13 protein-coding genes are annotated in these 18,615 nt (G+C 65.9%); 9 read left to right on the forward strand and 4 right to left on the reverse strand.

Translation table 11 applies throughout. From position 1 onward, the window contains the following. Window positions 1-171: 171 nt before the first annotated feature. The 3 genes from Q0O97_RS10970 (at window position 172) to Q0O97_RS10980 (ending at window position 7,359) form a co-directional block, all read left to right on the forward strand. Entirely contained in the window at window positions 172-1,380 is a 1,209-nt protein-coding gene (locus Q0O97_RS10970) for an MFS transporter (RefSeq protein ID WP_294928811.1), read from the forward strand. A gap of 230 nt (window positions 1,381-1,610) precedes the next feature. Next, window positions 1,611-3,362, forward strand: a complete 1,752-nt coding sequence (locus tag Q0O97_RS10975; RefSeq protein WP_294928815.1) for a hypothetical protein — start codon at window positions 1,611-1,613, stop codon at window positions 3,360-3,362. An 82-nt stretch (window positions 3,363-3,444) separates the two neighbouring features. Then, window positions 3,445-7,359: a rhamnan synthesis F family protein gene (locus tag Q0O97_RS10980; RefSeq protein WP_294928817.1), complete on the forward strand. Its 3,915-nt coding sequence runs from the start codon at window positions 3,445-3,447 to the stop codon at window positions 7,357-7,359. Window positions 7,360-7,428: 69 nt separating this feature from the next. On the opposite strand, the gene Q0O97_RS10985 is transcribed toward Q0O97_RS10980, so the two are convergent. From Q0O97_RS10985 to Q0O97_RS10995, 3 genes are read right to left on the reverse strand one after another with little or no spacing between them, the layout of a single operon-like run. Then, window positions 7,429-8,109: an HAD family hydrolase gene (locus tag Q0O97_RS10985; protein ID WP_294928820.1), complete on the reverse strand. Its 681-nt coding sequence runs from the start codon at window positions 8,107-8,109 to the stop codon at window positions 7,429-7,431. Between the two features lie 12 nt (window positions 8,110-8,121). Further along, window positions 8,122-8,862 carry a 3-deoxy-manno-octulosonate cytidylyltransferase gene (locus Q0O97_RS10990; RefSeq protein ID WP_294928823.1) on the reverse strand — a complete coding sequence of 247 codons (741 nt, stop codon included), beginning with the start codon at window positions 8,860-8,862 and terminating at the stop codon, window positions 8,122-8,124. 3 nt (window positions 8,863-8,865) lie between these two features. Further along, window positions 8,866-10,470, reverse strand: a complete 1,605-nt coding sequence (locus tag Q0O97_RS10995; protein WP_294928825.1) for an aldolase catalytic domain-containing protein — start codon at window positions 10,468-10,470, stop codon at window positions 8,866-8,868. A gap of 244 nt (window positions 10,471-10,714) precedes the next feature. On the opposite strand from Q0O97_RS10995, the gene Q0O97_RS11000 reads away from it, so the two are divergent. The 6 genes from Q0O97_RS11000 (at window position 10,715) to Q0O97_RS11025 (ending at window position 17,937) form a co-directional block, all read left to right on the forward strand. Then, a complete protein-coding gene (locus Q0O97_RS11000; RefSeq protein ID WP_294928827.1) occupies window positions 10,715-11,563 on the forward strand; it encodes a MurR/RpiR family transcriptional regulator in 849 nt (282 codons plus the stop codon). 12 nt (window positions 11,564-11,575) lie between these two features. Then, a complete protein-coding gene (locus Q0O97_RS11005; protein WP_294928829.1) occupies window positions 11,576-12,697 on the forward strand; it encodes a substrate-binding domain-containing protein in 1,122 nt (373 codons plus the stop codon). A gap of 58 nt (window positions 12,698-12,755) precedes the next feature. Continuing rightward, the gene (locus Q0O97_RS11010; RefSeq protein WP_294928831.1) at window positions 12,756-14,501 is read left to right on the forward strand and encodes an iron ABC transporter permease; all 1,746 of its coding nucleotides are present in this window, start codon (window positions 12,756-12,758) and stop codon (window positions 14,499-14,501) included. Further along, complete coding sequence (locus Q0O97_RS11015; RefSeq protein ID WP_294928833.1) at window positions 14,486-15,595, forward strand: ABC transporter ATP-binding protein; 1,110 nt, start codon at window positions 14,486-14,488, stop codon at window positions 15,593-15,595. The genes Q0O97_RS11010 and Q0O97_RS11015 overlap by 16 nt, the downstream gene beginning before the upstream one ends. Beyond that, window positions 15,592-16,203 (forward strand): histidine phosphatase family protein, encoded by a 612-nt coding sequence (locus Q0O97_RS11020; protein WP_294928835.1) that lies wholly within the window; start codon window positions 15,592-15,594, stop codon window positions 16,201-16,203. Before Q0O97_RS11015 ends, Q0O97_RS11020 begins: the two co-directional genes overlap by 4 nt. A 78-nt stretch (window positions 16,204-16,281) precedes the next feature. Next, window positions 16,282-17,937: a Na/Pi cotransporter family protein gene (locus Q0O97_RS11025; protein WP_294928837.1), complete on the forward strand. Its 1,656-nt coding sequence runs from the start codon at window positions 16,282-16,284 to the stop codon at window positions 17,935-17,937. Window positions 17,938-17,965: 28 nt separating this feature from the next. Here Q0O97_RS11025 and Q0O97_RS11030 read toward each other — a convergent pair whose 3' ends face one another. Then, window positions 17,966-18,451, reverse strand: coding sequence for a DUF411 domain-containing protein (locus tag Q0O97_RS11030; protein WP_294928839.1), 486 nt, complete (start codon window positions 18,449-18,451; stop codon window positions 17,966-17,968). Window positions 18,452-18,615: the final 164 nt, after the last annotated feature.

An 18,615-nucleotide genomic window follows, 5' to 3' on the forward strand; every position in this document is an offset into this window, starting at 1 on the left:
ATTCGCCGATGCGTCTGGCGGGCGGGGGCGCGGCGGCAATGCGGATCGGTTCCGCTCCTGCGATTGGCGGGGCAAGGCATCTTGCCCCCGACCCCTTGCCCCTCGCGCGTTTCTGGGCACAGATACGGGCCGAAGCCGGATGCATCCCCTTTTGTCCCGAAAGTTGCCGCCATGACGACCGCCACCCTTGCCCCCACCCGTCCCAGAACCCACCTTGCCGTGCTGGTGATGCTGGGGCTGACGCATCTGCTCAACGACCTGATGCAATCGCTGATCCCTGCGGCCTACCCGATCCTGCGCGACGCCTATGCGCTGGATTTCGTGCAGATCGGGATGATCACCATGACCTTCCAGATCGCCGGATCGCTGCTTCAGCCGGTGATCGGCATGGTGACGGACCGCTATCCCGCGCCCTATTCGCCGGTGGTGGGAATGATGTTCACCCTTTCGGGGCTGGTCAGCCTGTCGATGACGCAAAGCTATGGCGGCATCCTGGTCTCGGTCGCGCTGATCGGCATCGGCTCGTCCATCTTCCACCCCGAGGCGACGCGCATGGCCCGCTATGCCGCGGGCGGGCGGCAAGGGTTGGCGCAAGGCATCTTTCAGGTCGGCGGGCAGGCAGGCGGCGCGCTCGGCCCGGTCTTTGCCGCGCTGATCATCGTGCCCTGGGGCCAGCCCAGCCTTGCGCTGTTCGCCGTCCTGGCCTTGCTGGCGATGATGTCGCTGACCTGGATCGGCAGCCAGCAGCGCCGGATCAGCGCCGAATTCGCGGCCTTGCGGGCCAAGGGCGCCAAGGGCGGTGCGGCGATCGTCCGCCACGCGCCGACAACCATCGCGGTGGGGCTGGTCGTGCTGACGCTGCTGATGTTTTCCAAGAACGCCTATACCGAAAGCTTCCGGTCCTTTTACACCTTCTACCTGATGGACCGCTTCGGGCTGTCGATCCCCTCGGCGCAGATGATGCTGTTCGTCTTTCTGCTGGCCTCGGCTGCGGGGGCGCTGATCGGCGGGATCGTGGGCGACCGGATCGGGCGGTATCGCGTCATCTGGATCTCGGTGCTGGGACCGCTGCCGCTGACGCTGATCCTGCCCTATGCGGACCTGTTCTGGACCGGCGTTCTGACGGTCGCGATCAACCTCATCATGGCCAGCGCCTTCGCCTCGATCCTGATCTACGCGATGGAGTTGCTGCCGGGCCGCATCGGGCTGATCGGAGGGCTGTTCTACGGGCTGAACTTCGGTCTTGGCGGGATCGCGGCGGCGATTCTGGGCGGGTTGGCCGACAGCTACGACGTCGAAACGGTCTATCGCATCTGTTCCTTCCTGCCGCTGGTCGGGCTGCTGGCGTGGTTCCTGCCGCGGATCGAGGACGGGCGCTAGGCGTCAGTCATGCGGCGGCTGGCCGATTCTGCCCGATATCGGTCAGCCCCGGTTCATTTCTGCGTGTGTCCGCGCAAAAGGGCGGCGTTTTTTCGCGGATTTTTACCGGCTTGTCATCTTGTGCTGTTCGGGTGACTTCAATGCCTGCCGCCGATGTGCTAGCGGGTGAGCGTTGATGATTTCTTGCTGTTTTTCATTTTGATTTCGAAGCGATTGGCGACGGCGGCTGCATGAAGCGGAACAGAACGACACCGATGTCCGGGGCTTTTTCCGCGGCTGGCGGAGAGGGTCCGGGCGAGGGCGCGGAACAGGTTGCGAAGGTTGCGGGCCAGGGGCTTGAGCGGCGGGCGCTGTTGGTGCTGGGTATGCACCGCTCGGGCACCTCGGCGCTGACGGGGCTGCTGTCCGCGCTGGGCTGCGACGGTCCGGCCACGCCGATGCAGGGCAATGCCGGCAACCCCAAGGGCTATTTCGAATCCGTTCCGCTGATGGAATTGCATGACCGGTTGCTTGCCTCGGCCGGATCGGACTGGCGCGACTACCGGCCCTTTCCCGAAAGCTGGATGCATTCGCCCAAGGCGCAGGAATATCGCGGCAAGCTGCGCGAGGCGATCGCATCCGAATACGGCGATTCCGGCTTTTTCGTGGTCAAGGACCCGCGCATCTGCCGCTTCGTGCCGCTGTGGACGGATGTGCTGCTGTCGATGAAGATCCAGCCGGTCGCGATCCTGACCCACCGCAATCCGGTCGAGGTGGCGCAGTCGCTGACCACACGCAACGGCTTTCCGCAGGATTACGGGCTGCTTTTATGGCTGCGCCACGTGCTGGACGCCGAGGCGGCCAGCCGCGGCCTGGCCCGCGCCTTCACCAGTTTCGACCGCCTGACCCAGGACTGGTCTGCCAGTGCGCGCGATCTGGGCCGCGCCCTGGGAATCACCTGGCCGCGCTATTCCGCCTCGAACGCCGCCGAATTGCGCGGTTTCGTCGACAGCGGTCTGCGCCACCACCACCGTCCGCCGCAAGAGGTGCTGGAGGATGATTTGATCGCGGGCTGGGTCCGCGACAGCTATGGGATACTTGAAAGATGGGCGGCGGGCGATGCCGCGCAGGGTGACCGCAAGCGGCTGGACCGCATCCGCCGGGCCTTCGACGAAGGCACGCAGGTCTTTGGCCCGCTGGTCGCGCCCGAAGGATCGGGCGGGCCGGGGCAGGGTGATCTGGTCCGCGAACGCGACGAGGCGCGGGCCGAGTTGCAACAGACAGACGAGGCCCTTGCCGAACGCACGGCGGCGCTTGCCCGGACCGAGGCCGAAAACGACACGCGCCGCCATGAACTGGCCGAGGCCGCCAGCGCCCTCGCGCAGCGCAAGGCCGAACTGGACGACCTGCACCACGAGACCGAGGGCCTGCGCGCCGCCCTGGCCGACGCGCTTGCGCAGCGCGACGGGCTGGCGGGCGAACTGGCTGACGCCGAGGCCCGCATCGCCGCGCTGGCCGCGCGCAAGCAGCGCCAGGATCAGGACATGGCGCGGCTTCAGGGGCTGATCTTCGACTATCAGGACGAAAGCCAGGCGCGGCGCAAGGATCTGTCGCAGGCGCAGGATCGCATTACCGACCTTGAACACCGGCTGCGTCGCCAGGGCGCGGCCACCGCGCGGCTGGAGGATGCCGCAGCGGGCCGCGAGGCCGAGCTGTCCCGCCTGCGCAAGGTGCTGGAGACCGAGCGCGCCGGGGCCGGGAAGAAGCTGGCCGCCGCGCAAGGGCAGCTTGCCCGCGCCCGCGAACAGGTCGCGGCGCGCGACCAGCAGATCCTTGCCCGCGAAAAGGCCGCCCGGCAGGCAGCGGCACGGCAGGAAAGGGAACTTGCCGCCGCCCGCGCCGCGCTGCGCCTGGCGCAGGCGGACAACAAGGCGCTTCTCGCCTCGACCTCGTGGCGCATCACCGCGCCGATGCGGTGGCTCAGGACCAGATTGCGCGGTTAACCAGTCCAGACCGGAAAAGAGCCGGTCATGTTTCAGTCAAAAGGAAAAAACAACAAATCCTAATACCGGAGAAGCATCTGAAATGCTTACCAATACTGTTGGTTCATCCCCCAGGAACCTTGCAAGCGGCCCGAAGTGGCGGGGTTTCGTCGATGGGCTGACCCCCGAAGGCGGGCTGATCGGCTGGGCGCTCATGGCCAGCGATCCCTTTCAGCACCTGTCGCTGGAACTGCTTGTCCACGGCATCCACGTCGCCACCGTCTCGACGGGCCGTCCGCGCGGCGATCTGGACAATGCCATCGGGCTTTCGCGTCCCGCGCGGCTTGGCTACGAATTCGACCTTCGGGATTTCCTGCCCGAGGGCGCCCTTGCGCTGCTGCGCAAGCTGGAAGCCGACGCCTCGCCGATCGTCCTGCACCGGGACGTGGCCATTCGCATCGGGCAGACGGATCTGACCCTGCCGCTGGGATCGCGCGCGCAAACCGCCAGCCTTGACCCCGCCGCCATCGTTCCCGCCCTGCGCCGCGCCGCCGCCCGGCATTTGCGCCATGAGGCGACGACCGCCCCCGACCGCCGCCTGAGCAGGACCGAGCAGGAAATCATCCTTTCGACCAGCCATCTCTTTGCCCCCGGCTGGTATCGCGAGAATTACGGAGAGGTCGAACTGACCGGCCATGATCCCGCGCAGCATTACCTGCGGCTGGGAAGCGAGCTTGGCCGCCAGCCCGGCCCCTGGTTCGACCCGCAGGCCTATCTGGATGCGGTGCCCTCGGCGCGGGAATCGGGGCTGGATGCACTGGTCCATTACGAAATCCACGGCCATCGGGACTGGTGGCCCGGCAAGGGACGTTTCCGCGCGACCGGCCAGCCGCAGGACGGACAGCGCGACCATGCGTTGCTGATCCACCTCTATCACCTGGACACGGTGCCCGACCTGCAACGGCTCGTTGCGAACTTCCCGCCGGAAACCGATGTTTTCGTGACGGTTCCCGACGATTCGCCCGATCACGACCCGGCCCGGATCGCCGAGATGTTTCCCGGCGCGGAAATCATGCCGGTGCCCAATCTCGGTCAGGATGTGGGCGCGTTTCTTGCTGCCGTGCGCGCGTTGAAGCCCCGCGGGTATCGCTTTTTCTGCAAGGCGCATTCCAAGAAGGGCGCCACCCTGCCAGAGGTCTGGCGGCGGCAGATGTTCGACGCAATCGGCGCGACGCCCCAGCGGGTCGCAGGCATCATCGACCTGCTGCGCGGCGATGGGCGGCTCTTGCTGCTTGGCCCGGCGCCCTTCTGGCTGGATGGCCGGGATTTCGACCAGGGCAGCACCGCGCGGATGGACGCCTTTCTGTCGGGCGCGGGTTTCGGTGCGGTGGCCGAGCGGCTGGACTACGGCTTCTTTGCGGGCACCTGCTTCTGGATCGACGCCGAACTGGCGCAGCTTGTCGCCGATATCCTGCCCGCGACCGAATTCGTCGAGACCGAGGTTTCGCGTCACGGCCAGACCGCCCATATCGGCGAGCGGCTGTTCGGCCTTCTGCCCACCGCCCTGGGTGGCCGTGTCGCAACCGTGGACGGGCGCGACTGGCATGCCGATCCGACGGGTCCCGAGATGCTTTTGCCCCCAACCGTGCGCCGGCCCGAGGGCCAGCCCCTGGGGGATTTCCTGCCCCCTCATATCGGCGGGCTGGTGCAGCCGCGCAATATCGGATCCGCAGGGCAAAAGTCCGGCGCAGACTTGCAGGGTGGCCTGTTCAAGGGCGTGGACGATGCCTTGCATCGGGAAATAGACGTGCTGATAAGTTGCTGGATGGGCGGCGCCGAACCGATGCATCAGGGCATGGCGCATCTGCACAAGGCGCTGGCCGATCAGGGCCTGACCAGCGCCTTCGTCCTTGGCGGGCGTGCGCCGATCGTGGCGATGCAGACCCATTGCGCCGCCCCCTGCCTGCTGGAGCCTGCGGGGCTTCATTTGCTTGGCAGCGCCGAGGCGGAAGCAAAGCATGAACTGCCCGCCGACGTGGCGGAATACCTGTTGCGGTCCGAATGCATGTTCCGCCATGCCGCGCTGCCCGAGGGGACCGAGCGCGAGGTTGCGCTGGCCCGTATCCGCAATGTCCATGCGGTGTGGCGCGAGGCGCTGATCCGTCACCGGGTCAAGACCTTCCTGATCTGGGGCAATACCGCGCCGAAAAGCCGGTTGTTCATCCATCTCTGCCAGGAACTGGGCATCGAATACCAGATCATCGAGCGCGGCCATTTCAGCGGCACGATCAGTTGCGATCCCACGGGCCAGTTCGGTTTCGGCGCGCGTCCGATGCTGACCGAACATGGCCGGGCACTGTCCTTGCTGGACGACGGCCAGTTGGACCGGCGCTTCGATGAAATCCTTGCCTGGCATGAACGGGAAAAGGAAAACGTCGCCTATCCCGATTTCCACCAGCGCGAGACGCGCGACATCCATGCCATGCGCCGGGCGCGCCGCTATGGGCGGCCGGTCATCCTGGTGATCGGGGCCAACGACCAGGGTTCGGGCGTGGCCGGACCCGAGGCCGGATCGCTGCGGCTGAACTGGTTCGAAAGCTCGGACCAGGCATTCGCGCGTATCCGCCGGATGGTGGCCAGGAAGTTCCCCGACGCGCTCTTGGTGCTGCGCCCGCATCCCTCGCAAAAGCAGGAGGATTCCGAATTCGTCGTGGTCGCGCGCGAAACCGCGCTGGACGACCTGATCGAAGAGGCCGATATCTGCATCACCATCGTGACCTCGGCCAGCGCGCTTTGCCTGCTCAAGGGCAAGCCGGTGTTGTCGCTGGGGCTGAGCGAATTGAACGGCACCGATGCCGCCGAATGCATCACCGACGAAACCCACCTGCTGGCCGCCCTGCGCCGCCATGTCTGGCAGGGCTTCGACGGCGATCCCTTTCCCGACGGGGCCAACAGGCGCCATATCGTCGATCTGTTCGAGCGGCATCTGATCGGGATGGACGAAACCGTTCCGACACGCCACCGCATGGACGACCTGGCCCGCCTGATGGCCGAACGTATCCGCCGCCGGAAGTCGGGCTTCCTGCTGGATTACGCCGGGCGCGAGGATCAGATCAGCCAGGCCATGTTCGACGATGTGCAGTCGCGTGGCCGGGCCGAGTTCCGGGTCGATCCGATGGCCTTTTCTGGCCGCCAGCGCCCCGGTATCAGCGTCGTCCTGCCGATCTATGGCGATTACGAGGGCACGCGCATCTGCTTTGAACAGTTGCAGCGCCATCAGGCCGAAAACGGCTATCGCGTCATCATGGTCTGGGATCGCGGGCCGGACCCGAGACTGGCCGATGTCTGCCGCGAATATGCGCAGAAGGCGGGTTTCACCTGTCTTGAAAACGCCGAAAACGTCGGTTTCAGCGGCACGGTCAATGCCGGGATGCTGGAAGCCGGGCGGGACGATGTCATCTTGCTCAACAGCGATACGGTTCCGTGCGGCGACTGGGCCTTGCGCTTGCAGGATGCCGCATATGCCCATCCCAAGATCGGCGCGGTGACGCCTTTTTCCAACAATGCGTCGATCTGCAACCTGCCCTTTCCCGAAGGGGCCGAGATGCCGCAGGACGATCCCGTCGCCTGGACCGAGGCGCTGGACCGCCGTGCCCGCAAGGCGCAGCCCTTCACCGTCGAGATGCCCGTCGCGCATGGGTTCTGCGTCTATATCCGCCGCTCGCTGATCGACCGGATCGGGCTTTTCAGCGAGATGAAATATGACCGCGGCTATGGCGAGGACAACGAATTCAGCCTGCGCGCCCGCATGGCGGGTTATTTCTGCGGCGGGGCGACGAATGTGCTGGTCGGCCATGCCGGTTCGACCAGCTTTTCGGGCGATGTCGACGGGGATGCATTGCGCGCGCAGGGGCGCAGTTCCATGCAGCAGGAATTTGCCTGCTATTTCAAGGAAATCAGCGATTTCTACCGCAACGACCCGCTGGCCCGTCACCGCCGCGCGGCGATGGCCGAATGATGTGAAAAACCGGCGGGCCGCGATGCTGCCCGCCGGTTGTCCCTGCGCCAAGGTGGGCGCCACTGCCGCTCAGGCGGCGTTCAGCAGATCGGCGACCCGTTCGACCGAATCCAGCCCGTGGGCGGCAAGGTAGTCCTGCCATGCGGGCATCTCGCTCCACCCCGAGATGAAGACGAAATCCAGCCCGGCGCGACCGGCGGCGATATGGTCATAGCGGCTGTCGCCCAGAAACAGCGCAGGATGCGAGAGCCGCCCCGAACCGAATTCGCGCCCCAGGATCGCGTCCTTGGTGTCGGGGCTGCCGAAGATGCCGCCGTCGAAATAGCTGTCCAGATCGCGCCGGGCAAAGACACGGCGCAGCTCGGCCTGATCGCCGCCCGAAACGATCAGCCAGGGAATGCCGGGCGTGGCGCGGCGCAACTCGGCCAGTCCGGGGGTGACGGCGCAGGCCATCAGCCCGGTCTGCACGGCATCGGCATAGGCGGCCAGCAGGTCCTCCAGCCCGATCTTGCGCAGGTCCGGCCCACCCAGGCCGGGGGCATGTTGCGGCGCGATCTCGTCCAGGAAATGCCGGAACTTGGCATAGCGCGACACGCCGCCCCGGCTGACGTGATAATCGACCAGCGCCTGCGCGGCGGCCTCGCCGAAGGGCAAGGCTGTCTGACGAAAGGCATCCGTCTTGACCCGGTTCGAATCCAGCAACACGCCGTCGCAATCGAAGACCAGCGCGGAATAATCGGTGATCGCCATGATGCGGACGCCTCAGGCCGCGTCGCGTGCGCGCAGCGCCGCCTCGACGCGCGCGACGTCTTCGGGAACATCGACCGCCAGGCTGCCGGGATGGCATTCATACATCACGATTTCCTGTCCCCATTCAAGGAAGCGCAGGATCTCGATGTCCTCGCAGGCCTCCAGTTGGCTCTTGCGGCCGAAACCGGCGAAACGGGCCAGGTCCTCGCGGGTGAAGCCATAGATGCAGACCTGTTTCATATAGCGCGCGGGCGCCTGTTTTTCGTCCTTCCAGCCGGGCAGGGGAAGGCGCGACATATAGATCATGCGTCCGTTTTCGGCGGCGATCACCTTGGGGATGTTGCGGCTGGCGGGGTCTTCGCCCTCGCCGATCCAGCAAAAGCCGTTGACGATCTGGCCGGGGTTTTCGGCCTTCTTGCGGATGCAGGCGGTGATGTCATCGGGTTCGATGATCGGCTCGTCGCCCTGCACGTTGACATAGATGTCGTAATCGATCTGCCTTGCCGCATCCGCCAGCCGGTCGGTGCCGGTCAGCGCCTTGGGGTCGGTCATCAGCGCGTTGAAACCGGCCTCGCGCACGACCGAGGCGATGCGTTCGTCCTCGGTCGCGACATGGACATGCTCGCGCCCGACGGCGCGGGCGGAAAGCTCGGCGACCCAAAGCACCATCGGCTTGCCAAGAAGCGGCACCAGCGGTTTGCCCGGAAAGCGGGTCGAGGCGTAGCGGGCGGGGATAATGACACATGCGCGCATGGTTCAGATTCCGTAGATCGAGCGGGCCTTCAGCCCGGAATAGCGGGTGGGCGTGACCGAGATCCGCTCGGGTCCGTCGTTTTGGGCCAGCAGATGCAGGGTCGATTCGATTTCCTGGTTGCGCGCATCGCCCGCGGGATAACCGTCGAAGCCTGCCATCAGGATGCGCTGCGCCTTGCCGCTGTTCGCGATCGCCAGCGCATAGGACATGACCATCGGGTTTGGCGTGATGCAATGGGTCCGGTCGAACTCGAAACTGTCCTTTTTCACGCTGAGGCCGAAGTCCAGCAACTGCTTGCCGTCCAGTTCCTCGCGCAGATGGCCGGGCAGCATCGAGGCGGGCGTGATCAGCGGCTGGGGCAGGTCGCGATGTTCCTCGGCGTCGGCCAGCAGGCGGACGGGATTGCAGGCGACCCGCAGGTCGATCAGATCGGCCGCGACATCGGTCTGGGTGTTCAGCGCCATGACCAGGGGGCGGGCGCGACGGATATAGGCCTCGATCGCCTTGCGGTGACGCGCCACGCCCGGCCCGGTGCCCAGGATCAGGACCTCGCGGTCCTGCATCAGTTCGGCGGGCGACCAGCTTCCGCGCGGCTCTCCGCAATAGAAGTTGCGGGCGCTTTCCATCGCCGTGGTGCTGAACTTCTGGCCATCGGCCTCGCGCAGGTGGTCGATGACGTTGATGATGTCCTCTTCGTCATAGCGCGGATCGGCCAGCATCTGCTGCACATAGGTCGGGTGGATGCCGTATTTCCCCGAGAGGTAGTAGAACGGGTTGCTGCCCCAGCCGCATTTCGCCTTGATCGGCCCGAAATAGTCCCGGATCAGCCCCAGCAGGGGCACCAGGTTGGCCTTGCTGTTGCGCATGTCGGCGACCTCGATGGCCAGCTCTTCGGTGCGCGCATTGCCCGGCCCGCGTCCCATGCCGGTGACGGTGGCGTCCAGCCATTCGGCCCCGTCGCCCGCGGCGCGCAGGGTGTTGGCCAGCGCAAGGCCCATGTTGTCATGGGTATGCACGCCGATGGGACCTTCCCATTCCTGGCGCATCCACCCGATCACGCGGGTGGCGTCGTCGGGCTGCATGCCGCCCACGCTGTCGGCGAAATACAGGACCTCGACCGGCCAGTCGCGCACGGTGCGGGCCAGCGAGGTGACTTCCGCCTCGGTGCGCTTGGTGATCTGCATCAGGTTGAAGCCGACGCGATAGCCACGATCGGCAAGCCAGCGCGCGGCGGGCAGCACCCTTTCGCATTCGTGGTAATGGCAGGCGAAGCGGACCATATCCACCGGCGACTGCGCGGCGGTTTCGGGGAACAGACGCTCCAGCCCGGCGTCGAAATCGGGGTCGATCAGCACATCCGCGCCATTGACCATGACCGCCACGGTCAGCTCTTGCGGAATGTCCAGCCCCCGCAGGTAGTCGTCGGTCGTGTAGGCGTTCGGCCCGGCAAAACCCGCCGCCGACGGAAAGCGAAAGCCCAGTTCGACGACATCGACCTGCGCGGCCTTCATGGCCTGCAAATAGCGGCCGACGATGAAATCGGGAAAGTCCCAGGCGTTGTAATAACCACCGTCACGAAATGTACAGTCCAGCAAGACAGGAGACATCTTCGACCGCATCCTTTTTTCTGAAAAATTTCGAGAACAGAACTGAACGGTTCATTTCTTTTACTCAAGACGATTCGGGTAACGATCCTGTGGATAAGCGGAAAAATTCCGGCTCTGCCCGTGGATGAGAACGTGCGGATGCAGGTGTTTGCCGGGATGTGGGCAAGGGCGGGCCGAAGCCGGTGGATGAATACTTGACAGAATGAAAAATTTCTTTCACTTTATTTATAGAAAGGAATTTTCAATGCCGTCAGACTTCCTCTCTCGTCTCTCGCAATCCGCCGAAAAGCTGACCGAGACGGATCAGAAGATGGTCAGCGCCCTGCTGGATCGTCGTGAAGAACTGGTCTTTCTGTCCGGTCCCCAACTGGCTGAACGCATCGAGGTTCATGGCGCCGCGCCGACGCGGCTGGCCCAGAAGCTGGGCTACAAGGGTTTCCCCGAATTGCGCGGCGCCCTTCAGAAAGAGATGATGAACGCGCAGGATACCGCGCGGCGGATGCAGCGTTCCGTGCGGTCGGTGGAAGAGGGAAACCACCTGTCCAGGCTGATCGCGTCCGAGGTCGCGGCGCTGCAAAACCTGGATGCGCTGATCGTGCAGCCGGCGATAGATCAGGCGGCGGATGCGATCTTTTCGGCGGGCAAGGTTTATATCTTCGCGCAGGGCCATGCCCAGTCCATCGCGCAATTCCTGTCGCGCAAGCTGGAACGGTTCGGCAAGGCCACCACCCTGCTGACGGGACGCGGGCGGGACGTGGCCGAACGGCTGGTTTCGATGTCGTCCGGGGATGTCGTGGTCGCGCTGGCCTTCAACACGCAACCCCTGGCCTATGAGCCGATGATGCGGCATGTGCGCGCCACGGGTGCGGGGTCGATTCTGATTTCCGATCTTTTCGGCCTGGTGATGGTGCCGGAACCCGATCTTGCGCTTGCGGCGCCGCGTGGGCGTTCGAGCAGTAAATTCCAGACCCCGATCGTGCCATATGCCATCGTCAGCGCGATCCTGCTGACGATGGCGGCACGACACGAGGAGGAGTCGATAGGGGCGCTGGAAAAACTGTCGAGGCTGTTCAAGGACTTCGACAACCCCTGAGGAGGAAAGAGAATGAGACGTTTCCTGACTCGCGCCGTGATGGGCGCGACGTTGATAGCTGCTGCGCCGGTGATGGCGCAGGACCTCGATACGATGACGCCCCAGGAACTTTACGAGATCGCGAAGACCGAAGGCAGCGTCACGGTATTTTCCTTGTCCCGCCGCATGGTCCAGGTCGAAGCCGCCTTCGAGGCGGCCTATCCGGGCATCGACATGATCTCGGTCGATATCAATTCGACCCGCCAGATCGCCCGGATCGATGCCGAGCAAAAGGCGGGCGTCTATGCGGTGGACGTGCTTTATCTGTCCGAGGCGCCGCTGGTGCTGCGCGACCTTGTGCCCTCGGGCATGGTCGAGGGTTATGTCCCGCCGCGCGTGGTGGATCAGGTGCCCGAGGAATTCCGGCAGGGCCTGGTGACGCACCGGCTGTCCACCCGTGCGCTGATGTATAACGAGGCGGCCTATCCCGACGGTTCGCCCATTACCAACCTTTGGCAACTGACGACGCCCGAATGGCGCGGCAAGGTGTTGCTGGAGGACCCCGCCGCGCGGGGCGAGGTCCTGGACCTGCTGACCGAGATCGCCCTGCGCCCCGACGAGATGGGCGCCGCCTACGAAGCTCAGTTCGGCAAGCCGATCGAGGTCGACAGCGCCTTCGATGGCGCGGGCGAGCAGTTCATCGCCGATCTGTTCCAGAATGATCTGGTGATGGTCAACGATACCGCGACCCTGCGCGCGGCGGTCGGAGATATCAATGCCACCAATCCATCCGTCGGCTTCATGACCTATTCGGCGGCGCGTGACAATGAAAGGGAAGGCTGGGCCTTGCAGATCTCGAACGAGACCGTGCCCTCGGCGGGCATCCTGTTCCCGGCGGTGCTGGCGGTGGCCAAGAACGCCCCCAACCCGGCGGCGGCGCGGCTGCTGATCGACTTCATGATGGGCGACGACACGCCCTCGGGCGGGCCGGGGTTCGAACCTTTCTATGTGCAGGGCGATTACGCGGCGCGGCGCACCATCGCCGATCACCCCGATGCCGTCCCGCTGGAGGAACTGAACCTGTGGCGGATGGATCCCGCCGCCACCGGCGCGGCGCGGGCGCGGATTCTCGACCTGATCATCATGCTGCAATAGCGGGTCTCATGTCCGGGCCTGACGCCCGGACACCGCCTTCAATTCAAGGACTTGAGCAATGACTGCGAATGTCATCCAACCGGGTGCGCTGCACCGGGTTCTCCAGTCGCAACGATTCGTGCCGCTGGTCATGGTCTCTATCGCCGCGATCCTGATCATCGTGCCCCTGCTGCGGATCGTCCTGCTTTCGCTGACCCCCGACGGGATCGAGGCATGGCAGGCTGTCGCCGCCAGCCCGCTTTCGACCAACCTGCTCTGGCGGCCCATCGGCAACACGATGTTGCTGGGGGCGGGCGTGGCGGCGGGTTGCCTGCTGCTGGGCGGTTTCCTTGCCTGGCTGGTCGTGCTGACCGATGTGCCGGCGCCGCGCTTTCTGGGCATCCTGTCCACGTTGCCCTTCATGATCCCCAGCTTCGCCGCCGCGCTGGCATGGGGGACGCTGTTTCGCAACGAGCGCCTCGGCGGGCAGCCGGGCTATTTCACCGCCATCGGGATCGACATTCCCGACTGGCTGGCATGGGGCATCCTGCCGGTGCTGATCGTGCTGATCGCGCATTACTATTCGCTGGCCTATACGATGATCGCCGCCGCGTTGAGTTCCGTCAGCGCCGATCTGGTCGAATCCGCCGAGATGGCGGGGGCGAAGCGCGGGCGTATCCTGTTCGGGATCATCCTGCCCATCGTCACCCCGGCGCTGGTTTCCGGAGGGATGCTGACCTTCGCGGGGGCGGTGTCGAACTTCGCCGCGCCCGCGCTCTTGGGTGCGCCGGTCAGGATGCAGACGCTGTCCACCCGCATCTACGGCATGGTCCAGACCGGCAATATCGAGCGCGGCTATGTCCTTGCCCTGCTGCTGATCGTGGCCGCCGCCGCGCTGCTTTACTTCAGCGACAGGCTGGTGTCGGGGCGCAAGGCCTTCGTCACCGTCACCGGCAAGGGGTCGCGCACCAAGCGTTTCGCGCTTGGGCGGTGGCGCTGGCCGCTGTTCTTCATCGCGACCGGGCTTGGGGTGATGACGACGATCATCCCGGTGATCGTGCTGTTTGCGTCCAGCATGGCGGTGTCGTCCTCGGGGCTGTTCAGCAACTGGACGCTGCATTTCTGGATCGGCGCGGCCGACCCGCAGATCGCGCAGGGTCAGGCGGGGCTGTTTCGCAACCCGATGCTGATGGATGCGGTCTGGACGACGCTGCGCCTTGGACTGACGGTGGCGGCGGCGGCGATGCTCTTGGGGCTGGTCATCGCCCATACCATCGTGCGCCACAAGGGCACCTTCCTGGGCAACCTGCTGAGCCAATTGGCTTTCCTGCCGCTGTTCATTCCCAGCATCGCGCTGGCGGCGGCCTATATCGCGATGTATGGCACCTCTCTGGGGCCGATCCCGGCGCTTTACGGCACCTTCACGCTGCTGGTGCTGGCCGCGACCGCGAACCTTCTGCCCTATGCGGTCCAGTCGGGGCGCGCGGTCCTGTCCCAGATCTCGAACGATATCGAGGAAAGCGCGCGGCTGACCGGCGCCGGACCCATCCGCCGCATGGTCGAGATCGTGCTGCCCCTTGCCATTCGCGGGGTCTTTGCCGGCGGGATACTGGTCTTCATCAAGATCGTGCGCGACCTGTCGCTGGTCGTCCTGCTGTTCAGTTCCACCACGCCGGTGCTGAGCATGATGGCCTTCAACTATGCCGGGCTCGGCTTCATGCAATTCGCCAATGCCATCACGCTGGTGATTCTGGTGATCTGCCTGATCGCCTCGGCCTTGGTTCACATTCTGCAAAACAGGATACAGGGATGGAAAACGGCATGAACATGCACAAGACCATGACCCCCGCCATCGATCTTCGCCATCTGACCAAGCGTTTCGGGGGACATGCGGCGGTCGACGACGTCGATATCAGCGTCCCGCCGGGATCGTTCCTGGTCCTCGTCGGTCCGTCGGGCTGCGGCAAGTCCACACTGCTGCGGATGCTGGCCGGGCTGGAACCCCCGACCGAGGGCGAGATCGCCTTCGGTGGCAAGGTCGTCTCCAGCGGCAAGGGGGGCATCGTGACCAACGCGGCCGCCCGCGACACGGGGCTGGTGTTTCAGAGCTATGCGCTCTGGCCGCACAAGACGGTCGAGGGCAATATCGACTGGCCCCTGAAGGTCGCCGGCTGGCCCAAGGAGAAGCGTGCCAAGCGGATCGACGAGGTGCTGAAATTCCTCGATATCGAGCGGCTGCGCCAGCGTTACCCGGCCGAGATTTCGGGCGGGCAGCAGCAGCGCGTCGCCATCGCCCGCACCATCGGCCCGCGCCCCGGTATCCTGCTGCTGGACGAGCCGCTGTCGAATCTGGACGCCAAGCTGCGCGTGGACATGCGCAGCGAATTGATGCGGATTCACCGTGCGACCAGGGCGACCTCGGTCTATGTCACCCACGATCAGGTCGAGGCGATGACCATGGCCACCCATGTCGCCGTGCTGAAGGACGGGCGCGTCGAACAGTTCGGCCCGCCCGACGAATTGCTGCTGCGCCCGCAGACCACCTTCGTCGCGACCTTCCTGGGCACGCCCGCGGGCAACCTGATCCCCGTTACCCGGCAGGGGGCGGCGCTGACCTTTCAGGGGGTCGCGCTGGCCGATGCCGCACTGGCGGCGGGGCAGGAGGGCGCGCAGCTTCTCTATCGCGCGCAGGACATCACCGTGGGCGCGCGCGAGGGGCGTCCCCGCGTCACCGCGCGCTATGCGGAATCGGCCCCCATCGCCGGGCAGAGCATGGTCACCTGCCTGATCGGCGAGTTGCGCGTGACCGCCATGGTGGACGGCTTCTTCCGCGCCGAACCGGGGGCCGAGGTCGAACTCAGCTTCCTGCACGAACCCGATGCCGTCTTCGACGCCGAGGGCAAGAGGATTTCGCAATGAGACTGATCCTGATGCGCCACGGCGAAACCATCTGGAACGCCGAGCAGCGCCTGCAAGGCCATGACAACGCCCCGCTTTCCGCGCGGGGCAGGGAACAGGCGCTGGCCTTCCGGCACCTGCTGGCCGAGTTGCGCCCGAAGGCGGTGGTGTCCTCGGACCTCGGCCGCTGCCGCGAGACGGTGGGGCTGATCGGCCATCCCGACGCCCTCGCCGACGCCCGGCTGCGCGAGTTGGGCATGGGCGAGTGGACCGGGCGGCGCAAGCCCGACCTGATCGCCGAACATCCGCGCGAATACTGGGCCTGGCGGGCAGGGGAGCATTACCCGCCGGGCGGCGAAAGCTGGCAGGATTTTCGCGCGCGCGTCGAGGACGGTCTGCGCGACTGGCTGGCCCGAACCGACGGCGATCTGCTGGCCGTCGTCCACAGCGGCGTGATCCGGGCGGCACTCTCGGCCTTCCTCGGCATCCCTCAGGGCCGGATCGTGCCGGTCACGCCCGGCACGGCGACCATGTTGCAGTTCGATACGCCCTTCAGCACCGAGGTGAAGCTGGAAGGCTACAATTTCGGTCTTTTCGCGCCGCAAAGCGCGGAAGCCGTCTCGGACTGAATCACCCATCGAAACCTGAACCCGTAGCGCCCGGTCCTGCCGGGCGCAGGGGCGGCGTGGCGAACAAGGAGGAATGCGATGTCGGTAAGCACGGTCGTCATCGTCGAATTGCTGGGCGGCATCTCGCTTCTGCTCTGGGGCGTGCGGATGGTGCGCACAGGAGTCGTCCGGGGCTGGGGCGACCAGTTGCGGATCTTTCTGGAACGGCAGTTGCGCACCCGGTTGCGCGCCTTCGGCAGCGGCGTGGCCCTGACGGCGGTGCTTGGCAGCTCCACGGCGACGGTGCTGATCGTCACCGGGCTGGTCGCCGGGGCGACGGTGACGCCGCTGACCGGGCTGATCGTGGTGCTGGGCGCCGATGTCGGCTCGGCCCTGATCGCGGCGGCTCTCGCTTCGGGCGCGGGCCATACCGCGCTGCTGGCGCCGCTTGCGCTGTTCGCGGGCTATGCCGTCTTCACCTTTTCGACCGGGTTCCGGCTGCGCGCGCTTGGGCGGGTGCTGATGGGCCTCGGCATGATGCTGTTCGCGTTGCGGCTGGTGGTCGGCGCCGCCGATCCGCTGCGCGAGGCGGGCATGTTCCACGCCGTCATCCAGGCGCTGGCGTCCGAGCCCTTCCTCGCCTTCCTGATCGCGGCCTGCCTGACATGGCTGGCCCACTCCTCCCTGGCGATCCTGCTGATGTTTTCCTCATTCGTGCTGACCGGCAGCCTTGAGGCCGCGCAGGCCGTGCCCTTTGTCCTGGGTCTGAACTTCGGCGCGGGGCTGCCTGCGGTGACAGCCTCGCTGGACCAGCCGCCCGCCGCGCGGCGTGTGCCGCTTGCCAACCTTGCCGCGCGCGGGATCGTCGCCGTCGCCGGGCTGGTCCTGCTGCCGGAACTGCGGGCTCTGACCGGCGCTACGGGACTGCACGGCATGGCCCTGATGGCCGGGGTCCACCTTGGCTTCAACCTGACGGTCGCGCTGATCTTCGTGCCGCTGGCGCCGCTGGTGCTGCGCATCGCCGAACGGCTGGTGCCCGATGCCGAACAGCCCGCCGACGCCATCGGTCCGCCGCGCTATCTCAACATCGAGGCGGTCATCAGCCCGCAGCAGGCGCTGTCGAACGCCTCGGTCGAAACCCTGCGCATGGCCGAGATCGTCGAGCGGATGCTGACGCTTTCGCTGGCCGCGCTGCGCAGCGGGCGGCTGGAGAACCTGCGGCAGGTGAACGAGTCCCACGACCTGCTGCTGACCTATGCGGGGTCGGTCAACAATTATCTGGGCGCCTTGCCCGACGCCTCGCCGGCGGAGGCGCGGCAGGCGTTCGTCATCATGAACTGCGTCAGCAACCTGGCCCATGCGGGCGATGTCATCAAGCGCAACCTGTCGCGGCGGATCACGACCAAGGCCCGCATCGGCGCCGCTTTCGACGCCCGGCAGGACGGCGAGATCGCCCGCCTGACCGGCATCATTCAGGATTCGCTGCGCCTGCTCGCCCCCGCGCTGACAGCCGCCGATATCGAGACCGCTGCCGAGCTTGCCCGCCAGAAGGACCGTTTCCGCGCCGCCGAGGATGAAATCGTCAAGACCTGGCTGTCCCTTTCACGTTCGGGCGCGAATCCGGCGGCGATCTCGGTCACGCTGTTCATCGACATTGTCCACGACCTGCATCGGATCAATTCGCATGTCGCATCCTCTGGCTATCCGGTGGTCTCGGCGGCGGGGCTGCTGCGGACCAGCCGCATCAAGGGATAGGGCAGGGTCTGCCCTTCATGCGCCGGGGTCAGATCTCGCGGCTGCCGCGAAAGCGCATGAACCTGCCGATGGTGGGACCGAACAGGAACACGTCATAGGTTTCGGGCAGCAGATCGGGAAACTCCATGCCGGGCGAACCGGCGGGCATTCCCGGAACGGCCAACCCGCGCGCCTCGGGCCGCTCGGCCAGAAGGCGGTGCAGGGCGGCGGCGGGGACATGGCCCTCGATGACGTAGCCGTCCACTTGGGCGGTATGGCACGAGGCCAGCTCGACCGGCACCCCAAGCCGGCGCTTGAGGCCGCCCATATCGCCGGATTCCGCCACGCGCACGGGGAAACCGGCGGCCTCGATATGGCTGACCCAGTCGTCGCAGCAGCCGCAGGAGGGGTCCTTGGCGACCCTGACCAGGGGCAGGGGGGCTGCATGTGTTCCGGTGATGGCCGGAATCAGCAGGGGCAGACCGATGGCGCCGGCCAGAACCATGCGCCGGTTGATCCTCGGGTTGCGTTGCATGCCGAACCTCGTTTCTGCGATAGCCGTTGCGCGCAATATAGCATGGGCATCGGGAACCCGAAGCCGTGCAGGCGGCGGCAATTTGCCGCTGGTGGTTCGCTGACCCTGCCTGGCCGGGCGTAAGAAAAGGGGCCTTTCGGCCCCTTTTTTCACAGCATCGCGAC

This window comes from uncultured Paracoccus sp. (assembly GCF_945915435.1).
GTDB lineage: Bacteria > Pseudomonadota > Alphaproteobacteria > Rhodobacterales > Rhodobacteraceae > Paracoccus.

What these genes read in the sequence shown, in the direction of transcription:
- Q0O97_RS10995 (WP_294928825.1), bottom strand. Translation starts at nt 10,470, where the DNA reads ATGTCTCCTGTCTTGCTGGACTGTACATTTCGTGACGGTGGTTATTAC.
- Q0O97_RS10970 (WP_294928811.1), top strand. Translation starts at nt 172, where the DNA reads ATGACGACCGCCACCCTTGCCCCCACCCGTCCCAGAACCCACCTTGCC.
- Q0O97_RS11015 (WP_294928833.1), top strand. Translation starts at nt 14,486, where the DNA reads ATGGAAAACGGCATGAACATGCACAAGACCATGACCCCCGCCATCGAT.
- Q0O97_RS10990 (WP_294928823.1), bottom strand. Translation starts at nt 8,862, where the DNA reads ATGCGCGCATGTGTCATTATCCCCGCCCGCTACGCCTCGACCCGCTTT.
- Q0O97_RS11030 (WP_294928839.1), bottom strand. Translation starts at nt 18,451, where the DNA reads ATGCAACGCAACCCGAGGATCAACCGGCGCATGGTTCTGGCCGGCGCC.
- Q0O97_RS10975 (WP_294928815.1), top strand. Translation starts at nt 1,611, where the DNA reads ATGAAGCGGAACAGAACGACACCGATGTCCGGGGCTTTTTCCGCGGCT.
- Q0O97_RS10980 (WP_294928817.1), top strand. Translation starts at nt 3,445, where the DNA reads ATGCTTACCAATACTGTTGGTTCATCCCCCAGGAACCTTGCAAGCGGC.
- Q0O97_RS11000 (WP_294928827.1), top strand. Translation starts at nt 10,715, where the DNA reads ATGCCGTCAGACTTCCTCTCTCGTCTCTCGCAATCCGCCGAAAAGCTG.
- Q0O97_RS10985 (WP_294928820.1), bottom strand. Translation starts at nt 8,109, where the DNA reads ATGGCGATCACCGATTATTCCGCGCTGGTCTTCGATTGCGACGGCGTG.
- Q0O97_RS11005 (WP_294928829.1), top strand. Translation starts at nt 11,576, where the DNA reads ATGAGACGTTTCCTGACTCGCGCCGTGATGGGCGCGACGTTGATAGCT.
- Q0O97_RS11025 (WP_294928837.1), top strand. Translation starts at nt 16,282, where the DNA reads ATGTCGGTAAGCACGGTCGTCATCGTCGAATTGCTGGGCGGCATCTCG.
- Q0O97_RS11020 (WP_294928835.1), top strand. Translation starts at nt 15,592, where the DNA reads ATGAGACTGATCCTGATGCGCCACGGCGAAACCATCTGGAACGCCGAG.
- Q0O97_RS11010 (WP_294928831.1), top strand. Translation starts at nt 12,756, where the DNA reads ATGACTGCGAATGTCATCCAACCGGGTGCGCTGCACCGGGTTCTCCAG.